25 protein-coding genes are annotated in these 23048 nt (G+C 59.8%); 15 read left to right on the plus strand and 10 right to left on the minus strand.

Going from position 1 to position 23048, the window contains the following annotated elements:
• Positions 1 to 77: 77 nt before the first annotated feature.
• Positions 78 to 476 (minus strand): peptide-methionine (R)-S-oxide reductase MsrB, encoded by a 399-nt coding sequence (msrB, locus tag ACWKWE_RS06380; RefSeq protein ID WP_166596726.1) that lies wholly within the window; start codon positions 474 to 476, stop codon positions 78 to 80.
• A gap of 193 nt (positions 477 to 669) precedes the next feature.
• Here msrB and ACWKWE_RS06385 point away from each other — a divergent pair, with 193 nt between their 5' ends.
• Positions 670 to 1881: a pyridoxal phosphate-dependent aminotransferase gene (locus ACWKWE_RS06385; protein ID WP_166596725.1), complete on the plus strand. Its 1212-nt coding sequence runs from the start codon at positions 670 to 672 to the stop codon at positions 1879 to 1881.
• Between the two features lie 317 nt (positions 1882 to 2198).
• A complete protein-coding gene (gene htpX / locus ACWKWE_RS06390; protein WP_166596724.1) occupies positions 2199 to 3086 on the plus strand; it encodes a protease HtpX in 888 nt (295 codons plus the stop codon).
• 92 nt (positions 3087 to 3178) lie between these two features.
• Here htpX and ACWKWE_RS06395 read toward each other — a convergent pair whose 3' ends face one another.
• The gene (locus ACWKWE_RS06395; RefSeq protein ID WP_166596723.1) at positions 3179 to 3835 is read right to left on the minus strand and encodes a thiopurine S-methyltransferase; all 657 of its coding nucleotides are present in this window, start codon (positions 3833 to 3835) and stop codon (positions 3179 to 3181) included.
• 106 nt (positions 3836 to 3941) lie between these two features.
• Here ACWKWE_RS06395 and ACWKWE_RS06400 point away from each other — a divergent pair, with 106 nt between their 5' ends.
• Positions 3942 to 4709: a DODA-type extradiol aromatic ring-opening family dioxygenase gene (locus ACWKWE_RS06400; RefSeq protein ID WP_483850032.1), complete on the plus strand. Its 768-nt coding sequence runs from the start codon at positions 3942 to 3944 to the stop codon at positions 4707 to 4709.
• Positions 4710 to 4812: 103 nt separating this feature from the next.
• Here the strand turns inward: ACWKWE_RS06400 and ACWKWE_RS06405 are convergent, their stop codons facing one another.
• Positions 4813 to 6489, minus strand: a complete 1677-nt coding sequence (locus tag ACWKWE_RS06405) for a DEAD/DEAH box helicase (protein WP_166596721.1) — start codon at positions 6487 to 6489, stop codon at positions 4813 to 4815.
• Positions 6490 to 6905: 416 nt separating this feature from the next.
• Between ACWKWE_RS06405 and ACWKWE_RS06410 the strand changes: the two genes are divergently transcribed.
• On the plus strand, positions 6906 to 7697 hold the full coding sequence (locus tag ACWKWE_RS06410) for a crotonase/enoyl-CoA hydratase family protein (RefSeq protein WP_483850033.1): 792 nt from the start codon (positions 6906 to 6908) through the stop codon (positions 7695 to 7697).
• A 9-nt stretch (positions 7698 to 7706) separates the two neighbouring features.
• Here the strand turns inward: ACWKWE_RS06410 and ACWKWE_RS06415 are convergent, their stop codons facing one another.
• On the minus strand, positions 7707 to 8462 hold the full coding sequence (locus tag ACWKWE_RS06415; RefSeq protein ID WP_483850034.1) for a spermidine synthase: 756 nt from the start codon (positions 8460 to 8462) through the stop codon (positions 7707 to 7709).
• Positions 8463 to 8587: 125 nt separating this feature from the next.
• Between ACWKWE_RS06415 and ACWKWE_RS06420 the strand changes: the two genes are divergently transcribed.
• On the plus strand, positions 8588 to 9934 hold the full coding sequence (locus ACWKWE_RS06420; RefSeq protein ID WP_483850035.1) for a class II 3-deoxy-7-phosphoheptulonate synthase: 1347 nt from the start codon (positions 8588 to 8590) through the stop codon (positions 9932 to 9934).
• Positions 9935 to 10021: 87 nt separating this feature from the next.
• Here the strand turns inward: ACWKWE_RS06420 and ACWKWE_RS06425 are convergent, their stop codons facing one another.
• Complete coding sequence (locus tag ACWKWE_RS06425) at positions 10022 to 11269, minus strand: winged helix-turn-helix domain-containing protein (protein ID WP_483850036.1); 1248 nt, start codon at positions 11267 to 11269, stop codon at positions 10022 to 10024.
• A gap of 50 nt (positions 11270 to 11319) precedes the next feature.
• Positions 11320 to 11553, minus strand: coding sequence for a DUF1127 domain-containing protein (locus ACWKWE_RS06430; RefSeq protein ID WP_341963123.1), 234 nt, complete (start codon positions 11551 to 11553; stop codon positions 11320 to 11322).
• A gap of 98 nt (positions 11554 to 11651) precedes the next feature.
• Between ACWKWE_RS06430 and ACWKWE_RS06435 the strand changes: the two genes are divergently transcribed.
• Positions 11652 to 12506, plus strand: a complete 855-nt coding sequence (locus ACWKWE_RS06435) for a LysR substrate-binding domain-containing protein (protein WP_401145325.1) — start codon at positions 11652 to 11654, stop codon at positions 12504 to 12506.
• A gap of 9 nt (positions 12507 to 12515) precedes the next feature.
• Here ACWKWE_RS06435 and ACWKWE_RS06440 read toward each other — a convergent pair whose 3' ends face one another.
• Positions 12516 to 13262 (minus strand): sulfite exporter TauE/SafE family protein, encoded by a 747-nt coding sequence (locus tag ACWKWE_RS06440; protein ID WP_483850461.1) that lies wholly within the window; start codon positions 13260 to 13262, stop codon positions 12516 to 12518.
• 240 nt (positions 13263 to 13502) lie between these two features.
• Between ACWKWE_RS06440 and ACWKWE_RS06445 the strand changes: the two genes are divergently transcribed.
• The 3 genes from ACWKWE_RS06445 to ACWKWE_RS06455 all read left to right on the plus strand — a co-directional run bounded on the left by ACWKWE_RS06445 (position 13503) and on the right by ACWKWE_RS06455 (position 15787).
• The gene (locus tag ACWKWE_RS06445; RefSeq protein ID WP_166596714.1) at positions 13503 to 13976 is read left to right on the plus strand and encodes a MarR family winged helix-turn-helix transcriptional regulator; all 474 of its coding nucleotides are present in this window, start codon (positions 13503 to 13505) and stop codon (positions 13974 to 13976) included.
• 345 nt (positions 13977 to 14321) lie between these two features.
• Positions 14322 to 14741 carry an organic hydroperoxide resistance protein gene (locus ACWKWE_RS06450; protein ID WP_483850037.1) on the plus strand — a complete coding sequence of 140 codons (420 nt, stop codon included), beginning with the start codon at positions 14322 to 14324 and terminating at the stop codon, positions 14739 to 14741.
• A gap of 26 nt (positions 14742 to 14767) precedes the next feature.
• Positions 14768 to 15787: an alpha/beta hydrolase gene (locus ACWKWE_RS06455; RefSeq protein WP_483850038.1), complete on the plus strand. Its 1020-nt coding sequence runs from the start codon at positions 14768 to 14770 to the stop codon at positions 15785 to 15787.
• 230 nt (positions 15788 to 16017) lie between these two features.
• Here ACWKWE_RS06455 and ACWKWE_RS06460 read toward each other — a convergent pair whose 3' ends face one another.
• Entirely contained in the window at positions 16018 to 16587 is a 570-nt protein-coding gene (locus tag ACWKWE_RS06460) for an elongation factor P (RefSeq protein ID WP_166596711.1), read from the minus strand.
• A gap of 87 nt (positions 16588 to 16674) precedes the next feature.
• Complete coding sequence (gene earP / locus ACWKWE_RS06465) at positions 16675 to 17808, minus strand: elongation factor P maturation arginine rhamnosyltransferase EarP (protein WP_483850039.1); 1134 nt, start codon at positions 17806 to 17808, stop codon at positions 16675 to 16677.
• Between the two features lie 117 nt (positions 17809 to 17925).
• Here earP and ACWKWE_RS06470 point away from each other — a divergent pair, with 117 nt between their 5' ends.
• The 6 genes from ACWKWE_RS06470 to dkgB all read left to right on the plus strand — a co-directional run bounded on the left by ACWKWE_RS06470 (position 17926) and on the right by dkgB (position 21555).
• A complete protein-coding gene (locus ACWKWE_RS06470) occupies positions 17926 to 18321 on the plus strand; it encodes a hypothetical protein (protein ID WP_483850040.1) in 396 nt (131 codons plus the stop codon).
• Between the two features lie 24 nt (positions 18322 to 18345).
• Positions 18346 to 18828, plus strand: coding sequence for a GreA/GreB family elongation factor (locus tag ACWKWE_RS06475; RefSeq protein WP_483850041.1), 483 nt, complete (start codon positions 18346 to 18348; stop codon positions 18826 to 18828).
• A 122-nt stretch (positions 18829 to 18950) separates the two neighbouring features.
• Positions 18951 to 19157, plus strand: coding sequence for a hypothetical protein (locus tag ACWKWE_RS06480; protein WP_110950801.1), 207 nt, complete (start codon positions 18951 to 18953; stop codon positions 19155 to 19157).
• Between the two features lie 89 nt (positions 19158 to 19246).
• Positions 19247 to 19807 (plus strand): DUF1003 domain-containing protein, encoded by a 561-nt coding sequence (locus ACWKWE_RS06485; RefSeq protein WP_166596706.1) that lies wholly within the window; start codon positions 19247 to 19249, stop codon positions 19805 to 19807.
• Between the two features lie 121 nt (positions 19808 to 19928).
• On the plus strand, positions 19929 to 20468 hold the full coding sequence (locus tag ACWKWE_RS06490; RefSeq protein ID WP_483850042.1) for a PaaI family thioesterase: 540 nt from the start codon (positions 19929 to 19931) through the stop codon (positions 20466 to 20468).
• A 283-nt stretch (positions 20469 to 20751) separates the two neighbouring features.
• The gene (gene dkgB, locus ACWKWE_RS06495; RefSeq protein WP_483850043.1) at positions 20752 to 21555 is read left to right on the plus strand and encodes a 2,5-didehydrogluconate reductase DkgB; all 804 of its coding nucleotides are present in this window, start codon (positions 20752 to 20754) and stop codon (positions 21553 to 21555) included.
• A gap of 57 nt (positions 21556 to 21612) precedes the next feature.
• Here the strand turns inward: dkgB and ACWKWE_RS06500 are convergent, their stop codons facing one another.
• Positions 21613 to 22818 carry an NAD(P)/FAD-dependent oxidoreductase gene (locus ACWKWE_RS06500; RefSeq protein ID WP_483850044.1) on the minus strand — a complete coding sequence of 402 codons (1206 nt, stop codon included), beginning with the start codon at positions 22816 to 22818 and terminating at the stop codon, positions 21613 to 21615.
• Positions 22819 to 23048 lie beyond the last annotated feature (230 nt).

Genomic DNA, 23048 nt, shown 5'->3' on the forward strand with positions numbered 1-23048 from the left:
CTCGAAAGGATCAAACCGCCAAATTAGCGCGCCAGTGGTTGGCGCGCCATTCAATTGTTCAGCGTGATATCACGGCATCAGGCAGCGCGGGGCACCAGATCCAGGCACACCGAGTTGATGCAGTAGCGCAGTCCGGTCGGCGGCGGGCCGTCAGGAAAGACATGGCCCAAGTGGGCGTCGCACTTGGCACACACCACTTCGGTGCGAATCATGCCGTGGCTCACGTCGCGCACTTCCACCACCGCGCTGCCTTCGAGCGGCGCGTAAAAACTCGGCCAGCCGCAGCCTGAATCGAACTTGGTGGTTGAGTCGAACAACGCTTCGTTGCAGCACACGCAGTGATAAACACCATCGGTCTTGGTGCTGTTGTATTTGCCGGTGAAGGGTCGCTCGGTGGCCTTCAGACGGCAGACCTGGTACTGCTCTGGGTCGAGCATCTGTTTCCATTCTTCGAGGGATTTTTCCAGCTTGTCCACGGGTACACCTCCACCATTCAAAAAGCCCGATCTGTGTCTTTTCCACGGGTCGGGTGGCACGTATGATTGCGCCTTCGTTGGACGCCAGTCTGTCACCGGCCTTCAAGGCATACAAATTCATTTTGATGGCGTCGTGCTCAGCGGTTCGCGCTCCTCTCTCACGGCGAACCCTTTTATTGTCGGGATCAATCACATGCAGTTCAGCAAATCGAACAAGCTTGCCAACGTCTGCTACGACATTCGCGGGCCCGTGCTCAAGCACGCCAAACGCCTGGAAGAGGAAGGCCATCGCATCCTCAAGCTGAACATCGGCAACCCGGCGCCGTTTGGTTTCGAGGCGCCGGACGAAATCCTGCAGGACGTGATCCGCAACCTGCCGACCGCACAGGGCTACAGCGACTCCAAGGGCCTGTTCAGCGCGCGCAAGGCCGTGATGCAGTACTACCAGCAAAAGCAGGTCGAGGGTGTCGGTATCGAAGACATCTACCTGGGCAACGGCGTGTCCGAGCTGATCGTGATGTCGATGCAGGCGCTGCTGAACAACGGTGACGAAGTGCTGGTGCCGGCCCCTGACTACCCGCTGTGGACCGCTGCGGTGGCGCTGTCCGGTGGCAGCCCCGTCCATTACCTCTGTGACGAGCAGGCCAACTGGTGGCCTGATCTGGACGACATCAAGGCCAAGATCACGCCGAACACCAAGGCGATGGTGATCATTAACCCGAACAACCCGACCGGCGCCGTCTATTCGAAAGAAGTGTTGCTGGGCATGCTGGAAATCGCTCGCCAGCACAACCTGGTGGTGTTCTCTGACGAAATCTACGACAAGATTCTGTACGACGACGCCGTGCACATCTGCACCGCGTCGCTGGCGCCGGATTTGCTGTGCCTGACCTTCAACGGTCTGTCGAAGTCCTATCGCGTGGCCGGTTTCCGCTCCGGCTGGATCGCCATTTCCGGTCCGAAGCACAACGCCCAGAGCTACATCGAAGGCATCGACATCCTGGCCAATATGCGCCTGTGCGCCAACGTGCCGAGCCAGCATGCGATCCAGACCGCGTTGGGGGGCTATCAGAGCATCAACGACCTGATTCTGCCGCCAGGCCGCCTGCTGGAACAGCGCAACCGGACCTGGGAACTGCTCAATGACATTCCCGGCGTCAGCTGCGTGAAGCCGATGGGCGCGCTGTACGCGTTCCCGCGCATCGACCCGAAAGTCTGCCCGATCCACAACGACGAGAAGTTCGCGCTGGACCTGCTGCTGTCCGAGAAGCTGCTGATCGTTCAAGGCACGGCATTCAACTGGCCATGGCCGGACCACTTCCGCGTAGTGACCTTGCCACGTGTGGATGACCTGGAAGCGGCGATTGGCCGTATCGGTAACTTCCTCAAGACGTACAAGCAATAACGGTGCATTTGTGCCGAGCATGCCCACGCCCTGCGTGGGCATGCATCCACTGACGTTCCGCTTCACCCCGGCAACGGACGCAGAGCGTCCTACGCGGCGTTACCACACAGAGCGTGTGAATGATCGGACAACGATCAGGCAATGCAGCCCCCGATTCAAACAATGGCGTTACCGCCACCCTCCCGCTCAGGGTCCATAATGACCCGGGCGATGCAAACGACACAGTTTGAAATAGTCGCCCGGTTGAATACCCACCGACATCACCTTATATACCCCGCAACGCGTTACACATTCTTCACGAGGAGAAATTCCACACCATGATGCGCATCTTGCTGTTCTTGGCCACTAACCTTGCGGTCGTGCTGATTGCCAGCATCACCTTGAGCCTGTTTGGCTTCAATGGGTTCATGGCGGCCAACGGGGTTGACCTCAACCTCAATCAGCTGCTGATTTTCTGCGCCGTTTTTGGTTTCGCTGGCTCGCTGTTCTCGCTGTTCATCTCCAAGTGGATGGCGAAGATGAGCACCGGGACCGAAATCATCACCCAACCCCGCACCCGCCATGAACAATGGCTGCTGCAAACCGTTGAACAACTGTCCCGCGACGCTGGCATCAAGATGCCGGAAGTCGGGATTTTTCCGGCCTACGAAGCGAACGCCTTCGCCACCGGCTGGAACAAGAACGATGCACTGGTCGCTGTCAGCCAGGGCTTGCTGGAGCGCTTTTCGCCCGACGAAGTGAAAGCCGTGCTGGCCCACGAAATCGGCCACGTCGCCAACGGTGACATGGTGACACTGGCGCTGGTTCAAGGCGTGGTGAACACCTTCGTGATGTTCTTCGCGCGGATCATCGGCAACTTCGTCGATAAAGTGATCTTCAAGAACGAAGAAGGCCGTGGCATGGCGTTCTACATCGCGACCATCTTCGCCGAGATCGTCCTGGGCTTCCTGGCCAGCGCCATCGTCATGTGGTTCTCGCGCAAACGCGAATACCGCGCAGACGACGCCGGTGCCCGCCTCGCCGGTACAGGCGCGATGATCAGCGCCTTGCAGCGCCTGCGTTCGGAACAAGGCGTGCCAGTGCAGATGCCCGACAGCCTGACGGCGTTCGGCATCAACGGCGGCTTGAAGCATGGCCTGGCGGGTCTGTTCATGAGCCACCCAGCGCTGGAAGACCGCATCGAGGCGTTGCGTCGTCGGGGTTGATACGGCGCACCGCAGGTACAAGAAAGGGCGACTTCGGTCGCCCTTTTCTTTTGCCATGAAAACCGTCCTACGGCCGAGGCAGGCCTCCGTTGTTACCGCCGAAACAGCCGATACGCATACTCCATCAAACGCGTCGCGCCCGCCTGTTTGAACTTGGGGCTTTGCTCCAACACGTCGCCCTCGCCGACCATTTTCACTCGCCATTCCGGCGACAGCAGTTGCTGCACTTCATCTTCATCCACCGAAAACGGCGGGCCGTCGACCTGAGACTGATCGTAGTCCAGGGTGATCAGCAGACCGCGAGAGTCTTGGGCCATGAGGCGATTGATCTGCTCGACGTAACGCCAGCGCATGTCTGACGGCAGCGCAATGATTGCGGCTCGGTCGTACCACGCGGTGCAATGCCCGACGTCCTTCGGTTTGAGCGCAAAGAAATCACCGCACCAGATTTCGACGTTCTTGTGGGCGTAAACCTTGAACGCACCGCGGGTTTCGATCTCAGGTAAAAACCCGTTTTCGCTGAACCAGGCCTGGACCGCCTTCTCGGAAAGCTCGGCGCCGAGCACCTGCAGTCCTTGATCGGCCAGCCAATTGATGTCGACGGTCTTTCCGCACAGCGGCACCAGAACGCGCTCACCGGGCTTTACGTTCAATTCAGGCCACAGCTTCACAAGATACGGATTCACCTCTGACTGATTGAAGCCAATCTGATTGATCGCCCAACGCTCATGCCAAAACTGCGGCTCCATAAATGCTCCTGATATTTCGATCAAACGGCACTAAAACTTATATTAGATTTAGATCAATGATCTGCCTGATCATGGCCACTATCTTATACGCTCAGGACGCCCGCACATGTTCCCTAGCCTGTTCATTTCTCATGGCTCCCCAATGCTTACGCTGGAACCCGGCGAGAGTGGCCCGGCGTTGCGGCGTCTGGCGGCTTCCATGCCTCGGCCAAAGGCTATTGTGATCGTCTCCGCGCACTGGGAAAGCAATGACTTGCGCGTCAATGGCAATCCGCAACCGGAAACCTGGCATGACTTCGGCGGTTTCCCCGCTGCGTTGTTTGCCGTCCAATACCCCGCGTCCGGCCATCCCGAGACGACGCAACGGGTGGTGGATTTATTGGCAGCCGCTGATTTGCCTGCCGTTGTGGACAGCCGCCGCCCCTTTGACCACGGCGTCTGGGTGCCGTTGTCGTTGATGTACCCTCAGGCCGACATCCCGGTCGTGCAGGTGTCGCTGCCAACGCGCATGGGGCCTGAGCTGCAGACTCGCGTCGGCAAAGCGCTTAGCCAATTGCGCGAAGAAGATGTGTTGGTGATCGGCTCGGGCAGCATTACCCACAATCTGCGTGAGCTGGACTGGCACGCCGGACCGGAAAGCGTCGAGCCATGGGCATTGACCTTCCGTGACTGGATGGTGGAAAAGCTGGCCGCCAATGATGAAAACGCCCTGCACGACTACCGCCGCCAGGCGCCGAATGCTGTGCGTAATCATCCGAGCGATGAGCATCTGCTGCCGCTGTATTTCGCACGGGGTGCCGGAGGTGAGTTCAGCGCCGCGTATCAGGGCTTCACCATGGGCGCGTTGGGGATGGATATTTACCGGTTTGGGTAATTGATTGCCCGCTCCTCATTGATCACGTCGCACCAAAACGCAGACAAAAAAATCCCCGAACCAGTCGGGGATTTTTTCGTTCAGACGATCAGCTCAACGCCAATCAGTCTTCGCGATAGCGACGCAGCTTCAGCTGTTTGCCTGCAACGCGGGTGTCTTTCAGCTTGGCCAGCAGACGCTCAAGGCCGTCTTCCGGCAGCTCGACGAGGCTGAAGCTGTCACGCACCTGGATGCGGCCGATGGCTTCGCGAGCCAGACCGCCTTCGTTGAGGATGGCGCCCAGCAGGTTTTTGGCAGCGATACCGTCACGCGCACCCAGCGCGGTACGGCAACGTGCACGGCCTTCAGCCAGTGGCATCGGCGCACGACGCTCGCGGTCGCCACGATCAGGACGGTCGCCCGACGGACGATCGGCACGGTCGCCACGCGGTGCATTGTTCGGCACCAATGGACGCTCTTTCTCGATGGCAGCGAGGGTCAGCGCCTGGCCGTTGGTGGCCTTGCGCAGCAGTGCGGCAGCCAGGGCACGCGGGGTGCAACCGATGTCAGCAGTCAGACGGTCCAGCAGCTCGCCATGGCTGGCTTCGGCATCGGCCACCAGTGGCGCGAGGCTGTTGGTCAGTTTCTTGATGCGGGCATCGAGAACGGCTTGCGAGTCTGGCAGGCGAACTTCGGCGACTTTCTGACCGGTCACACGCTCGATCACTTGCAGCATGCGACGCTCACGCGGGGTCACCAGCAGCAGCGCACGGCCTTCGCGACCGGCACGGCCAGTACGGCCGATACGGTGAACGTAGGATTCCGGATCGTACGGCATGTCGACGTTGAATACGTGAGTGATGCGCGGAACGTCCAGACCACGGGCAGCGACGTCGGTCGCGACAACGATGTCCAGGCGACCATCTTTCAGCGAGTCTATGACGCGCTCACGCTGGTTCTGGGCGATGTCGCCGTTCAGCGCGGCAGCCTTGTAGCCTTTGGCTTCCAGAGCGCTCGCCAGGTCCAGAGTGGCCTGCTTGGTGCGAACGAACATGATCAGGGCGTCGAAATCTTCGACTTCCAGCAGGCTCAGCACGGCAGAGGTCTTCTGGTCAGCGTGAACCAGCAGGTGAGCCTGCTCGATCGCGGTGACGGTCTGGGTCTTGCTCTGGATCTTGACGTGTTTCGGGTCTTTCAGGTGACGCTCGGCGATCGCACGGATCGACTGCGGCAGGGTCGCCGAGAACAGCACGGTCTGGCGAGTTTCAGGCATGGCCTTGAAGATGACTTCGAGGTCGTCCATGAAGCCCAGCTTCAGCATTTCGTCAGCTTCGTCGAGCACCAGGTGGTTCACGGTCGCCAGGACTTTTTCGTCACGACGCAGGTGATCGCACAGGCGGCCCGGGGTAGCGACGACGATTTGCGCGCCGTTGCGGATGGCTTTCAGCTGTGGGCCCATCGGCGCACCGCCGTAGACCGCCACGACGGTCACGCCCGGCATTTGCTTGGCGTAGGTTTCGAACGCGGTGGCGACTTGCAGGGCGAGTTCGCGGGTCGGCGCGAGGATCAGCGCTTGCGGCTCGCGTTTTGCCGGGTCGATGCGGTTCAGGATAGGCAGTGCGAAGGCCGCGGTTTTACCGGTACCTGTCTGCGCCTGACCGATCATGTCGTGACCGGCAAGAATAATCGGGATCGATTGCTGCTGAATCGCCGAGGGCTCTTCGTAGCCGGTAGCGATAACGGCTGCAACAATATTCGGATGAAGGTCGAGAGCGGCGAAGCCGCCGGTTTCCTGGGTCATGGGTCTGCCTCTGAGTGCATCCGCAAAGACCCATGCTTCAAAGCTGCGCGTGCCGTGTAAGACCCTAGAGTCACCCTGGCTGCTTTGTCGGCGGGGATTTGCGAAAACGTATTGATGAATGGATCGTCAAGGATAGTTCGTGTTGGAACCAGCCTGCGAAGAAGGCTTCGCAAACCCATACCGTGACGAGGGCCCTATGAAAGGCCGGCGCGCACTATACCGGAAATGCCAAAAAAAGTGAGTATTTTTTTCACACAGAGAAGTGCTTGCGTCTAACTGTCACAGGCTTTGCGCAAACCTGTGTCAGTGTCTATTTTTTTAAAGCCCGGTATTACTGGCGGCGGGGGCTTAAACGATTCACCTCATCAGTCAGGCAGCCCACCCTCCTCTTCTCCTCAGCCTGCAGGAATAGCGACATGACCTCTTCGATCAAAGGCCACGTCAGCCGGGAACAACGCGGCGCCATCATGCTCATCGGGCTCGACCGGGTGGCCAAGCGCAACGCCTTCGACATGGACATGCTCAATCATCTCAGCCTGGCCTACGGTGAGTTCGAACGTAACGATCAGGCGCGGGTCGCCGTGGTGTTTGCCCATGGCGAGCACTTCACGGGCGGGCTGGACCTGGCGGACACCGGCGAAACACTGATGAACGGCTGGCAGTTGCCGGAAGGCGGCTACGACCCTTGGGGCGTTTTCGCAGGGCCGCGCGTCACAAAACCGGTGATCGTCGCGGCGCAGGGCTACTGTTTAACGCTCGGCATCGAACTGATGCTGGCCGCCGACATCAACCTGTGCGCCAGCAACACCCGCTTTTCGCAGCTCGAAGTGCAACGCGGCTTGTTCGCATTTGGCGGCGCAACCTTGCGCATGCACCAGATCGCCGGGTGGGGCAATGCCATGCGCTGGCTGCTGACCGGCGATGAGTTCGACGCCCATGAAGCGTTGCGCATGGGGCTGGTGCAGGAAATCATGGCGTACGAGGATTTGCTGCCGTGTGCGCTGCATCTCGCAGGTCGCATCGCCGAACGCGCACCGCTGGGGGTTCGTGCGACGTTGGCGTCGGCCCGTCAGGCGGTGTGTGAAGGGGAAGACGCGGCAGCCCGACAGCTGCCAGCGCTGATGAAACAGGTGATGTCCAGCGAGGACGCCAAGGAGGGCCTGCGCGCTTTGATCGAGCGCAGGCCGGGGTATTTCACCGGGCACTGAACGCCTCGGTCAGGTCGCAGGGCGCACGGTCTTGATCAACGGCAACAGCGAGTAACCCAGTTGCGGCGCGAGGGTTTCGGCACGCTCGATCAGCGCGTCCATGTCCAGCGTCTGGTCCAGATCAGAAGGCACGATGAGGATGACGTTGCCTTCTTTGACCGGCAGCTCCCAGTAATGGCGGTGATACAGCCCGCGCAGCAACGCCGCCCCCAGCGGTTTGCCATCGTCCGAGGCCCATTGGTTGATGATCAGCCAGCCGCCCGGATTGAGCCGCTGTTGGCATTTTTCCAGAAAGCCCCACGCCAGATGCCCCACCGCCGGCCCTGTGTCGGTGTAGAGGTCGACGAAGATCAGGTCGGCGCTTTCAGCAGTGGGCAGCAATTCCAGCGCATCGCCAATGCGGATATAGAGGCGCGGATCGTCCGCCAGCCCCATGTATTCCATGGCGAGGCGCGGTACGTCCGGACGCAACTCGATGGCCTCGACGTCGTCCAGCGGCAGAAACTTGAGGCACGCCTGGGTCAGCGTACCCGCGCCGAGGCCCATGAATAGCGCACTCTCTGGCGCTTCGTGGCACAACGCGCCGATCAGCATCGCGCGGGTGTAGTCGTATTCCAGCCACGCAGGATCAGCCGTGAACGTGCAGCTTTGCTCGATGGCGTCGCCGAACTCCAGGAAGCGGTAATCCTCCACTTCCAGCACGCGAATCTTGCCGAAGTCATCGTGGACTTCAGCCAGCACGCGCTCAACACGCTCCTCGGTCATTGCTGTTCTCTCGGTCAATCGAATTTGGCGCGCGGATTGTCGGCCAAGCGCACCCCGCAGGTCACGCAAATTATCGGGGCGAACTGCTAACATGACCGTCCGATTGCACTGACTTCGAGTTCACCATGAGCCAACCCTGGAGCCCCGACAGCTGGCGGAGCCTGCCCATCCAGCAACAACCCCAGTACCCCGACGCCGACCATGTTCGACGTGTCGAGCAGTCGCTGGCCAGTTTTCCGCCGCTGGTGTTCGCCGGTGAAGCCCGCGAGTTGCGCCGTCAGTTTGCCGAGGTGACCCAAGGCCGTGCGTTTCTGTTGCAGGGTGGCGATTGCGCCGAGAGTTTCTTCGAATTCTCAGCGGCGAAGATCCGCGACACCTTCAAGGTGCTGCTGCAAATGGCGATCGTCATGACCTTCGCGGCCGGCTGCCCGGTGGTCAAGGTCGGGCGCATGGCGGGGCAATTCGCCAAGCCGCGTTCGTCAAATGACGAGACTGTCGATGGCGTGACACTGCCGGCGTACCGCGGCGATATCGTCAATGGCATCGGCTTTGACGAGAAGAGCCGCGTGCCGGACCCGGATCGTCTGTTGCAGGCCTATCACCAGTCCACCGCGACGCTGAACCTGCTGCGGGCGTTTGCTCAAGGTGGCTTCGCGGACTTGCACCAGGTGCACCAGTGGAACCTCGATTTCATCGCAGGCTCGGCGCTCTCTGAAAAATACAGCCAGCTCGCCGACCGCATCGACGAGACCTTGGCGTTCATGCGCGCCTGTGGCATGGACACCTCCCCGCAACTGCGCGAAACCAGCTTCTTCACCGCCCACGAAGCGTTGCTGCTCAATTACGAAGAAGCCTTCGTTCGCCGTGACAGCCTGACCAACGACTTCTACGACTGCTCCGCGCACATGCTGTGGATCGGCGATCGCACGCGTCAGCTCGACGGCGCGCACGTGGAGTTTCTGCGCGGGGTGAAGAACCCGATTGGCGTGAAAGTCGGTCCGAGCATGAACACCGACGACCTGATCCGCCTGATCGACATCCTCAACCCGGACAACGACCCGGGTCGCTTGAACCTGATCGCGCGCATGGGCGCCAACAAGGTCGGCGATCACTTGCCAGGGCTGATCCGGGCCGTCGAGCGTGAAGGCAAGCAGGTGCTGTGGAGCTCGGACCCGATGCACGGCAATACGATCAAGGCCAGCAGCGGTTACAAGACCCGCGACTTCGCGCAGATTCTGGGCGAGGTGAAGCAGTTCTTCCAGGTGCATCAGGCCGAGGGGACGTACGCGGGCGGGATTCACATCGAAATGACCGGGCAGAACGTTACCGAGTGCATCGGCGGCGCGCGTCCGATTACCGAGGATGGCTTGTCGGACCGTTACCACACCCATTGCGACCCGCGGATGAATGCGGATCAGTCGCTGGAGCTGGCGTTCTTGATTGCCGAGACATTGAAGCAGGTTCGGCGGTAAATCGACCCGAGTGCCCTGCGCGCAGATTTGGCTGAGCGCAGAGTCATTGCGGGAGCCGGCGTCCGCCGCCGACATGGCGTCAATCCGTCAGACGCGTCGCAATCCCACGTCGACAAACGCCACCCGCAACCGCGCCGCACTGGCGCGGGGGCAGTTGATCAGCACTTCCGGCAGCCCCAGCCAGTCGGCCAGTCGTCGCAGGTTAACGGCTAACGCGTGCATCCCCTCCTCGTCCAGCCCCGGTTCCTCCTCGTGAACGGCGTGCACGGCCAGCCTTCCTGCCGCCCGTTCCGCACGCAAATCGATGCGAGCCGCGATGCGCTCATCGTACAGGAAGGGCAGCACGTAATAGCCGTACACCCGCTTGTGGGCCGGGGTGTAGATTTCCAGCCGATAGTGAAAATCGAACAGGCGCTCGGTCCTGGCCCGCTCCCAGATCAGGGAATCGAAGGGTGACAGCAGCGCACTCGCCGTGATTTTTCGGGGAATGCTGAAATCCGGCAGGGCATAGGCAGGCTGTTTCCATCCTTTGACCTGAACCCGTTGAATCGCGCCCGCCTCCACCAGCTCGGCCAAGCCCTGCCTCGCCGGTAAGGGGTCTTGGCGGAAGTAATCGCGAACGTCTTTCTCAGTGCCCACACCCAACGCCTGAACCGCGTGCAGCAGCAAATCGCGCTGCGCGTCCGTTTCGGCCAGTTCGGGGTGGTTGATGATGGCTTCGGGCAATACCCGCTCCGGCAGATCGTAGAGACGCTCGAACCCTCGACGCCCGGCCACGGTGACTTCGCCCGCCGCGAACAGCCATTCCAGCGCAAGCTTTTCGGCGCTCCAGTCCCACCAGGGACCAGCGCGCTCCTGACGGGTATTGAGCGTGCCCGCTCCCAGCGCGCCCTGTTCGCGAACAGCCTGCAACACGCGGGCGATGGTCGACTGCTCCTCCCGTCCGAACTTGGCCATGTGCTGGTAGATGCCCTCGCCTTGCGACGCCCGTTGCATGCGCCAGCGCATCAGCGGGTACAACTCGACCGGCAACAACGACGCCTCATGCCCCCAGTATTCGAACAGCTTTCGGTGTCGGCCCTGACTCCACGCGGCCTGATCCAGCAGTTTCTGCGGATAGTTGCCCAAGCGGGAATACAGCGGCAGGTAGTGCGAGCGCACCAGCGCGTTGACTGAATCGATCTGCAGCACCCCAAGGCGCTCGATCAATCGGGTAACGTGGCGAGCCGTAATCGTCGCGGGCGGCTGACGGCTATTGAAGCCTTGGGCTGCCAGTGCCAGACGACGGGCTTGTTTGATGGACAGGTGTTGCGAGATCGGCAGTTCTGCAGGCATTCAGGACCTCCTGGACGATCTGCAAAACTACCCGATCCCGCCCTGCTCTGTCAGTGCTTAAGTGGATCGTCCCAGAACGGTCTTTCGATTTCGACAAGGACATCGGCGCGCGACAGCCCAATGTCCTTGAGCGCGTCATCGCTCAAACTCGCCAGTTGCACCCGCTCATGATGCAGCTTGCGCCAGCGGGCGACGCGGGCCGCCACCGCATGCCAGGCGCGGTCCATCGCGGAGTCGTGGGACAGGGTTTTGAGCACCAGTACATAACCTTTTTGACCTTTCATCGTCTTGCCCTCCAAGTGGGGATGGCGAGATTGTCTGCCCGGGCTTAAGATCAATCCAACGAATGTTTCTGATGCAGTGCATCTGGGAGATTGATGCAATGGCCACGTACCCGAGTATCGACAGCGAGCTGCTACGCACCTTTGTGGCTATCGCCGATCAGGGCGGTTTCACTAAGGCTGGTGAGGTCGTGAACCGCACGCAGTCGGCGGTCAGCATGCAAATGAAACGACTTGAAGATGACGTGGTTCAACGCCCCCTGTTCCAGAAAGACGGACGCGTGTTGAACCTCACGGCAGAAGGGCAAGTGCTGCTGGGCTACGCGCGACGCATCCTCAAACTGCACAGCGAGGTGTTCAACACACTGCGCGAACCGCATATGGTCGGCACCGTGAAAATCGGCACGCCCGACGATTACGTGATGCGGTTTTTGCCCGGCATTTTGTCACGGTTCGCACAGGCGTATCCGCTGATTCAGGTGGAAGTGCATTGCGAGTCATCGGCACAACTGCTGCAACGTCAGGACCTTGACCTGAGCATCGTCACGCGCGAGCCGGGGAAGGAAATCGGCCAGATTCTGCGTCAGGAGCGTTTTGTCTGGGCCGAAGCTGCGGGATTCTGCCCACACGAACGGTCGCCGATTCCCCTGGCGATGTTCAACAGCGACTGCTTCTGCCGGTTGTGGGCCTGTAACGCGCTGGATACGGTTGGCCGCGAATACCGGGTGGCGTACACCAGCGCCAGCCTCGCGGCGATCATGGCCGTGGTCAGCGCCGGGCTGGCAGTGACGGCTCAGCTGGAAAGCCTGATCACCTCGGACTTGCGCGTGCTCGGCGAGGCCGAAGGGCTGCCGCAGTTGCCCTCGGCAAGCATCGTCCTGTTACGCAATCCGAGCAATCCTTCGCCCATCACCGAATGCCTCGCCGATCACATCGCCGAGGGCTTCAAGCTGTGAGTTTCGCGGCTACACCCGGAAGCACAGCATGATGGCGCAGATCACCAGGAACACGCAGAACAGCGAACGCAACAGACGCTCCGGCATGCTGTGCGCAAGGGCGACACCCCAACTGATGCTGGCCAGACCGCCAATCGCCAGCGGTATCCCCATCAGCCAGTTCACATGACCGTGCAAGGCATAGGTGGTCATGGTGATCAGCGTCGCCGGGGCCGCCAGCGCCAGTGCCAAGCCTTGAGCAGCGACTTGTGTCGCGCCAAAGATACCGGTGAGGATGGGCGTTGCGATGACTCCGCCACCGACACCGAACATGCCCGCCGTCACACCCGAACCTACACCTAGCACCCACAACCATTTGCTGTGACGCAACTCGGCACCGGCGTCGCCTTTGCGCCAATACATCTGGATCAAGTTGAACAGGGTCAGCACGATGAGAAACCCAACAAAACCGACCCGCATGCTTTGGGCATCAATCTGCACGGCCCACAGCGACGTCAGCCAGGAAACCGTGAAGCTCGGGACGATCAGCATCATCGCGTTGCGCACCGAAATCCGGTTGCGCTGGTTATAGCGCCACAACGCCAACAGCACGTTGGGCAGCACCATCAACAGCGCCGTGCCTTGGGCCAGCTGTTGATCGAGGCCAAACAACACCCCCAAGGCAGGAATCGCCACCAGCCCGCCGCCGATCCCGAACAGACCGCCCAATGTGCCCATGGCCGCGCCCAACAACAGATACCACACCACATCAACGATCACACCCGGTCCTCTTTTCAGTCCTGCGCGCATGCTACGCAGTCAGGGGAATGGAGGAAATCCACAGACCGGCATTGACGTCAACGAATCGTGATGAGTCGATTCACGAATCGTGTTTTATACATGTCAACGGCGACCCTGATAGACAAAGGCCTGATCAACGATTAGCCAATTTATCTGGTGCATTAAAGATCATGGCACTAAATTAGTGGGCATTGACGATCAAATGAGGACGTATCCATGAATGCCGACGATAGCGCCACCAAGGCGGGCGCTGGCAGTTGCGACGAGTTGCTGCTGGACAATCAGCTGTGTTTTGCCCTGTATTCCACATCGTTGATGATGACCAAGGTGTACAAACCACTGCTTCAGGAACTGAATCTCACTTATCCCCAGTACTTGGCGATGTTGGTGCTGTGGGAAAAGGACGGATTGACGGTCGGAGAAGTCAGCACGCGTCTGTTGACTGACCCCGGCTCATTGACGCCGCTGCTCAAACGCCTGGAAGTCGAAGGTCTGATCAGCCGTACCCGCAGCAAGGAGGACGAACGCGTCGTGCTCTTGCACCTGACTGAACAGGGCAAAGCCTTGCACCAAAAAGCCCAGCGCATTCCTCACTGTATTCTTGCCGCAAGCGGCATCTCCGTGGAACAGCTGCAAGCATTGCAGCGAGATTTGCTGGGGTTGCGAGGGAATCTGCATCAGAGCCTCTGATCCCTCCTCATCCTCAAAGGTCAGCCCGTGCTGGCCTTTTTCATTTCTGGGCATGGGGATGATGTGCCGAGCCTGGCTTTACGACCGCCGCTCCTCCCTTGACTCATTGCCTCGCGCAATCCGGTGAATGCCCAGGCGCCCGCATAAAAGACAGCTCACACCCGAAAATAAATTTCCTTTTGAATCAGTGAGTTGATCGAATTTTCGTCAATCATAAAAATTTCTTTGGAAATTTATCTTGCGCACTAAACATTGGCGCAGTACATTTCATCTCACTTGCTTAGCGCACAAACATTTAGCGCAAAGCTAAACGACATAACCCAACGTCATCAGTGAGGAATCATCATGCAAACTCTCTATACCGCAGTCGCAACCGCAACCGGTGGCCGTGATGGCCGTGCTGTTTCCAGCGACAAGATTCTCGACGTGAAACTGGCCACCCCGAAAGAACTCGGCGGTGCTGGCGGTGAAGCCACCAACCCTGAACAACTGTTTGCTGCTGGCTACTCGGCCTGCTTCATCGGCGCGCTGAAATTCGTCGCCGGCCAAAGCAAGCGCAGCATTCCAGCTGACGCCTCGATCACTGCTCATGTCGGCATCGGCCAGATTCCTGGCGGCTTCGGTCTGGACATCGACCTGCACATCAGCCTGCCGGGTCTGGAGCAAGCGGACGCCCAAGCGCTGGCCGACGCCGCTCACCAGGTCTGCCCTTACTCCAACGCCACCCGCGGCAACGTTGACGTCCGTCTGCACGTGACTGTCTAACTCATCCGCTCGCCAAGGAGAAAAACATGAACACGTTCGGCAAGATTCTGGCTGGCTCACTCCTCGCGCTGTCCATCGGTAACGCCTTCGCCGCCACCGACACCGGCGTCGAGCACAGCACCCAAGCGTTTCTCGATGCCCTGAATGCGGGGACGGGCAAACCGATGGAGCAACTGTCGCCCAAAGACGCCCGCGCTGTACTGACCGGTGCGCAGGCAGGGGTCAAGCTGACCCTGCCCAACGCCGATGTCAGCCAGAAGACCATCACGGTTGACGGCCAGACCATCAGCCTGACCATCGTGCGTCCGGCAGGCGTCAAGGGGACCTTGCCTGTGTTCATGTACTTCCACGGCGGTGGCTGGGTGCTGGGCGACTACCCGACCCACGAGCGGTTGGTGCGCGACCTGGTCGAGGGTTCCGGTGCGGTGGCGGTGTTCGTCAACTACACCCCTTCGCCTGAAGCGCACTACCCGACGGCGATCAACCAGGCCTATGCGGCGACGAAATGGGTGGCCGAGCATGGCAAGGAGATCAACGTCGATGGCAAGCGTCTGGCCGTGGCAGGCAACAGCGTCGGTGGCAACATGGCGGCAGTCGTCAGTTTGATGGCGAAGGACAAGGGCACACCGGCGATTCGTTACCAAGTGCTGCTATGGCCTGTGACCGACGCCAACTTCGATACCGGCTCTTATGAACAATTCGCCGAAGGCCACTTTCTTACCCGCAACATGATGAAGTGGTTCTGGGACAACTACACCACCGATCCGAAGCAACGCGCCGAGATCTACGCCTCACCGCTGCGCGCCACGACTGATCAGCTCAAAGGCCTGCCGCCAGCATTGGTGCAGACCGCTGGGGCCGACGTGCTGCGTGACGAAGGCGAAGCCTATGCTCGCAAGCTGGATCAGGCAGGGGTGCCCGTCACGGCGGTGCGCTACAACGGCATGATTCACGACTACGGGTTGTTGAACGTCATCAGCCAAGTGCCGGAAGTGCGGTCTGCGATGTTGCAGGCGTCGCAGGAATTGAAGGTTCACCTGAAGTAAAACGACGCAGGCCGGATAGATCCTTGGGGTTTTATCCGGCCTCATCGCGAGCAAGCTCACTCCTACAGAGTCACGCGTCGTCTGTAGGAGTGAGCTTGCTCGCGATGAGGCCGGTGCATTCAAACCCTATCAACGCATAGGTGATTCTCATGAACTGGTAACAAGACGCCCACAAAAAAGCCCGACTCGATGGTCGGGCTTTTTCGTGTCCAGCGTTACAAACGCAATGCTTATTTAGCACGGCCTTTGTAGGAACCGCCTTCACGGGTATCGATCTCGATCTTGTCACCGATTTCGATGAAGTCAGCCACTTGCAGCTCAGTGCCGTTGGCCAGCTTGGCAGGCTTCATGACCTTGCCGGAAGTGTCGCCGCGAGCGGAGCCTTCGGTGTAGTCAACGACGCGCACGATAGTGGTCGGCAGTTCTACGGAAACCAGACGCTCTTCGAAGAAGATCGCTTCGCAGACATCGGTCATGCCTTCTTCAACGAATGGCAGAACGGCTTCGATGTCTTCGGCGTTCAGCTCGTACATGGTGTAGTCAGTGGTGTCCATGAACGTGAAAGTGTCACCGCTGATGAAAGACAGGGTGGCTTCTTTACGGTCCAGGATCACGTCGTCCAGCTTGTCGTCGGCGCTGTAGACGGTTTCAGTCTTGTAGCCGGTCAGCAGGTTTTTCAGCTTGGTCTTCATGATCGCGCTGTTACGGCCCGACTTGGTGAATTCAGCTTTCTGAACCAGCCAAGGATCGTTGTCGATACGGATCACGGTGCCGGGTTTAAGCTCTTTGCCAGTTTTCATTACGTATATCCGAATTTGGATTGAAGTTCTTTCTAAGCCCTGTACGAAAAGCCACTTTTCGTACAGGGCTTACTACAAGGGCGCGTATCATAGCCAATTTAGATAAAACCTTACCAGCGCAGTCGTCAGATCGTCCTGCAAGGCCCGTTCCAGACACCAGCGCTCGGCATGCGCCGCCAGCTCACTCCGGTGTTTTTCCAGCGCGGCCCAACTGTGCGTCATGTCCTGTCCGGCACTCCAGTTGCGCCATACTTCGGTCAGCGCCTGCCCCGCTGCGTCGGACAACCCTGCCAGGTACAACTCCAGAAACGCATCGAGCTTGGCCCAATGGGCATCATCGTCCTGTTCATAGATGTGCCAGATAAAGGGCCGCCCCGCCCACTGCGCCCGGACGAACGAATCCTCGCCGCGTACCACGTTGAAAGCGCAGCACCATAACAGCCGGTCGTAATCCTCCTGACGCACGAAGGGCAAGACCTGAATCGTCAGTTGATCGCGAACATGCAGCGCGCCCGCCCTGAGGCCCTCGACCCCCAACCAACCCTCGACGTCGCTGATGATCCGCCCTTCCGGCACCAGCAGATGCGTCGGCTGCCGATCCTGAGCCAGGCAGGTCAACCACGATCCCAACCCCGCATGCTCATAGGCAAACAGCGACATCAGCCGCGCGCCGGGTTGTGGATAAACGCCCAGATCGGCCAGAAACGCCTGTTGCGCCGTCGGGTTCTGCTCGAAGGCGTGGCGCCGTTCGATCAGTCCCGCCTCACGCAACAGGCCTCCTGTGCTCTCCCTGAATCCGGGAAAGAAGAAGAACTTCTGAACGCCGCTCGATTGCAGCGACGGCAGGCCGTGACAGCCAGTGACCCATTCTTCGGCGCTGAGGTAGTCGAGGTTCAGCCACAGGGGACGCGGCTCGCGGGCTTTCATCGCCTCGATCTGCGCAGGTGGCAGATGACAGCCGAAGGCTTCGATGACGACATCGGCCGGTTCGACCGACTGCCAGTCCTTGGGCCAGACATGCACGCTGACCCCGTCCCGCCATTGCTGGGGCACCTCGGCATCGGCACCCGGGCACAGGCGTGCGAAGGCTGACAGGTCGTCGATCCACAGGCGCACTTCCATGTCGTGTTCCGCGGCCAGCTGCCGCGCCAGGCGAAACGTCACGCCGACGTCGCCAAAGTTATCCACAACGGTACAGAAAATATCCCAAGAGGCTTTCATCCCGGCTCCCTGAGGATGTTCAAAAAAACGAATTGTCCTTTATAACGGTGCAGAATCGCCAGCCTTGGTCGTGCGACAATCGGCGGCATCGACCGTGTGCAAGTGGGGAAGTCTGCCATGTACGTCAATCACCGCGAACTGTCTGTCACGCTCCGCCCGTTGAAGCTCATCGTGTCCATCGCTGTTGGCATCTGGCTGGGTTTTCTGGCCGTTGCTCTCACGGCCTGGCTGATCTACAAGTCCCTGCCCGCCGAACAGACACAGGCCGTCAACAATGCCGCTGCGCAACTGACGAGCCCGCCTGCGGCCAAGCCCCAACCGCCAAGCGACAACCCGATGTTCGATCAATACCGACAGATCCTCCGCGACAGCGAAGCCCGCCAAGCCCAGGAAGCCGAACAGGCCGATCGGAAGCGCAGTTTCAACGGTCCCAAATGCCAGTTCTGGATGCAGCAAAACCAGACCGCCCCGAGCGAAAAGAGCCGCGCGGCGATTTATCAGTTCTGCGGCTGACACCTGACGAGACACAGCAACGACATGAACAAGGAAAAGGTCCTACATGGGATCATCGAGAAACTGACCGTTGATCTGGACGTCGCGATTCGTGCCGCACAAACCGCCTACGAAACCGCGACCCACGAAGAAAACATCGCCGAGAACAAGTACGACACGCTGGGCCTCGAAGCCTCGTACCTGGCCGCCGGGCAGGCGCGTCGGGTCGAAGAGATTCGCCAGGCGCTGGTCGCCTATCAAAAGCTGACGCTCAAGCCATTCGATGAAGAACGCGGGATTCAATCGGGCGACGTCGTCACCCTCGAATCGGCCAGCGGCGTCGAGCAGCACCTGTTTCTGGGGCCAGATGCGGCGGGCCTGAAGGTTCACGTCGAAGGCACACTGATCACCGTCATCACCCATCGTGCGCCTCTGGGGCAGAACCTGCTGGGCAAATTCGACGGCGACGATCTCGACATCATCGTCAATGGAAGTCGTCAATCCTTTGAGATCACCCGCGTACTGTGATCCGTTGATCATTTGCAGGGTTGAAGGGTCTGACGTGTTGTGGGTATGGTGCGTTGTCGCACGACAAACGGTAAACCCGGAATATGGAACCGGGCACAAGGATTTAACCAAGGAGATATTTCATGACGAACGTCATTACCTTCCCTGACGCCCATGAACGTGATCGCCTCAAGTCCAGTGACCACAAAGGGTTGAGATACCTGAACAAGAAAGAGCGACAACTGATCGACTGCCTGCGCATGACCAGCCACGCGGGCCGTCAATATGTGTACGACTACGCGAACATCATGCACCGGTCCAAGCCGTTGTATCCCGATCAGGAGGATTGAAGGGTCAGGGCGTTCAGCGCAGGTTCAGTACAAAGCCCGCGGGCGCGGGCCTATAGTGGGCCTCTCTTTTTTGCCTGCGAGAACACCCCATGCCTGTCGACGTGCCTGAACCCGCTGCTTCCAGCCCCGCCACCGAACCCACGCCTGTGAAGGTCGATCATCTGCGCTTTCACAAAGCCCACGCGCATCTCGGGCCGACCTTTGGCAATGACGCCTTCGCGTTGAAAGCCGAGGCGTTCGCTCGGTTCTTCGGCACGCCGACGTTTCTGGGTGCGCAAACCCTCCTGGTCCTGTTGTGGGTGGGGGCCAACCTGAGCGGGCTGGTGAAATTCGACGTTTACCCGTTCATCCTCCTCAACCTCGCTTTCAGCCTTCAGTCGGCCTACGCCGCGCCTCTCATTTTGCTGGCTCAGACCCGCCAGGCTGCCCGTGACAAAGCCAGCGCCGACGCGGATGCCCAGCACCGTGAAGCCTTGGCCGTGGCCAATGAAGAACGCATGGCCCGCGCCACTCAAAACACCGCGCAACTGCTGGAGTTGATGGAGCAGAACACCCGCCTGACCGAGATGACCAAGGCACTGACCGAGCGGGTCGAAGCCCTGACCGCCGACATGCACAAGCACTTCGTGAAGCGGGACGGCACTGTCTGACTGGCAGTTTCGGGCAGTCTCTGGACATTTATGATATTGCGGTCGTCATGGATGCGCGGGATTATGGTCGTAATTTTCCATCATCCGACAATTTGTCGGATGCCTCCCGGAGCGTACGCCCATGCACAGCACCTCTCGCGAAGAAACCTTGGCCCTCTGGCACAATCAGGAAGCCGCCATCCGCGCCCGCCTGGGCAAATCCGGCAGCATGAATCTCGCGGAGGTCGCGCAGCTTACGCCTCAGGAATTTTTCGACGGCATCGGCAACGGCGTTTACCCGCACCCACCCATCGGTGAGTTGATGGATTTCGTGCCCATCGAGTGGACACCCGGCACGTTCATTTTTCAGGGCACGCCCGGCCCCCAGCACTACAACCCGCTGGGCATCGTCCACGGCGGTTATGCCGCGACGCTGCTCGACTCTTGCATGGGTTGCTCGATTCACACGCAATTGAAAAAGGGCCAGGGCTATACGACGCTGGACCTGCGCATCAGTTACATCCGGGCGCTGACCAACAAGACCGGCCCGATTCGGGCGGAAGGCACGGTGGTGCATCTGGGCCGTTCGACGGCATTGGCCGAGGGCAAGATTTACGACGCTGACGGTCGCCTCTTCGCCACCGGGACCACCACCTGTTTGATCATGGACATGAATCGGTAGATCAGCGGCGCCGAAGCCATTTTTCGCGAATAGATTCGCTCCCACAGAGATCGGAAACCCCTGCACATGTGCAGTTGAACCAGACCTCTGGGAGCGATTTCATTCGCGATGACGATTTTTCATTCACCTGTATTTGACTGAACCATCCCCCTCCGCGCCCGCTCTACCCTTCCAGCGCATTCATGCCGCCCACTCAAAACTCCCTTGCTCCGCCCCCGGTTTTTCCGCCGGGCCCGGACCGGGATACTGGCCTCACTTTTCACCTTCGCACTGGAGACTTTTCATGACTGTTCCTGCATTTGGCCTCGGCACGTTTCGTTTAAAAGACCAGGTCGTCATCGACTCAGTGAGCAACGGCCTGGACCTGGGCTACCGCGTCATCGACACCGCGCAGATCTACGGCAACGAAGCCGAGGTCGGGACGGCCATTGCGCAAAGCGGCGTGCCCCGCGACGAGCTGTTCATCACCACCAAGATCTGGACCGACAACTACCCCGCCGACAAGCTGATTCCTAGCCTGAAAGAAAGCCTCGTCAAGCTGAAGACCGACCACGTTGACCTGACCCTGATCCACTGGCCTTCGCCGGGCGGCAAGGTGTCGGTCGCAGAATTCATGGGGGCGTTGCTGGAAGCCAAGAAACAAGGTCTGACCCGCGAGATCGGCGTGTCCAATTTCACCGTGGCGCTGATGGAAGAAGCCATCGCAGCGGTCGGTGCCGAGCACATCGCCACCAACCAGGTCGAACTGCACCCGTACCTGCAAAACCGCATCGTGGCGGACTTCGCCAAACAGCACGGCATCAAGATCACGTCGTACATGACCCTGGCTTACGGAGAAGTGCTGAAAGACCCGGTCATCGGAGCGATTGCCAAGCGCAATAACGCCACGCCCGCTCAGGTGACGCTGGCGTGGGCCATGCAGTTGGGTTACGCGGTGATTCCCTCGTCGACCAAACGCGCCAATCTGGAGAGCAACCTGAAAGCGGTTGATCTGAAACTCAGCGATGAAGACATGGCCGAGATCGCCAAGCTGGATCGCGGCCATCGCCTGACCAGCCCGGGCAGCCTCGCGCCGCAGTGGGATTGACGCCCCTGCAACACAGAAAAAAGGCGCCCAAGGCGCCTTTTTTTCGGATCGGTTTTCTTACGCCACGACAGGAATCAAAGGGTCCGCCGCCGCCAGCGCAGCTTCACGATCGGCAACAGGCGGGTAGATCCACACTGAGTTGATCTGCTGCTTCAGCGTCTTGCCTTCCTGCTTCGTCAGTTTCACCTGACGATCCCAGCCCTCAGTGAAGACCGCGCCCCAGGCGCCGAGGTCCAGACAGGTGACGTATTTGACCTGGCTGTACGGGATCGGCGCCTCACCCAGCAGGTCCGCCGCGACGTTGTTGCCGGCCGAGCGCCCCAGCGCAATGGCATGCTGACAGGTCATCAGCGCGAAATTTCCCGCGTCGTCCGTGGCGGCATAGGCGGTGTCGCCCGTGGCAAAAATGTCTGACTGACCGATCACCTTGAGATTGCGGTCCACGTGCAGGCGGCCGGAAGCGTCGCGCTCGCCCGGAATCTGTTCGGTCAACGAACTGGCGCGCACACCAACCGTCCAGATCACGGTGCTGGCGTCGATACGACGACCGTCCGCCAAGGTCACGCCGCTGCTATCGACGGCTGCCACCGACGCATTCACCACCCACTCCACGCCCAGTGTCTCCGTCGCCTCGACGATGGACGGGCTGATATTCTCACCCAAGGCCGCGCCCACCTTCACCCCGCGATCAACGATGATGACGCGAACGTCGGCATCGGCACCGAGCGCGGCGCGTAAACGGGCGGGCATTTCGGTGGCGGTTTCGATGCCGGTGAAGCCGCCTCCCGCCACCACCACGGTATTGCGCGTGGCCGACTCAGGCTGTTTGGCCAGTGCCTTGATGTGTTGCTCAAGACGAATCGCTTCGGCCATCGCATCGACGTCGAACGCGTGTTCAATGCCAGGAATCGACGCCGGACGCACGACACGGCTGCCCGCGGCCAGAACCAGTTTGTCGTAGTTGATCGAAGTTCTATCGCCGTTGGCACCGGTGTAGCTGACCGATTTGCCATTCACATCAAGGGTGTCGGCCTTGCCTTTGATGAACGTCACGCCCACTGCATCGAACAACGGCCCCAGCGGCGACTGCATCTGATGCACGTCCTGCTCGTAAAAACGGGGGCGCACACCGAGTACCGCTTCCGGCGCCAATACGGTCACTTCCACGTCGTTGCGGTCGTGCTTGTCCAGCAAACGCGTGGCGCTCAGCGCACTCCACATGCCACCAAAACCCGCGCCGATAATCAGAATTCGCTTTTTCATTGTGTGCTCCAAAAAAAGTAACAAGCCGCTTTCAAGGTGGGTCGCAGTGGCCATGGCAGGCAATCGCTCCACGCAGACCTGTGAAGGTTCGGATGAGTCGGAGTTTGCAGCCGCCTCAAAACAACTACGACTCTATTGATCGTAGTTATTTTGAGCAAGCGGTATTTCAAGATCGAGGGACGTTGCCTTGCCAAAATATTCAATAAAAACGTTATAAATTAGTAATTTAA

This window comes from Pseudomonas salicis (assembly GCF_057128705.1).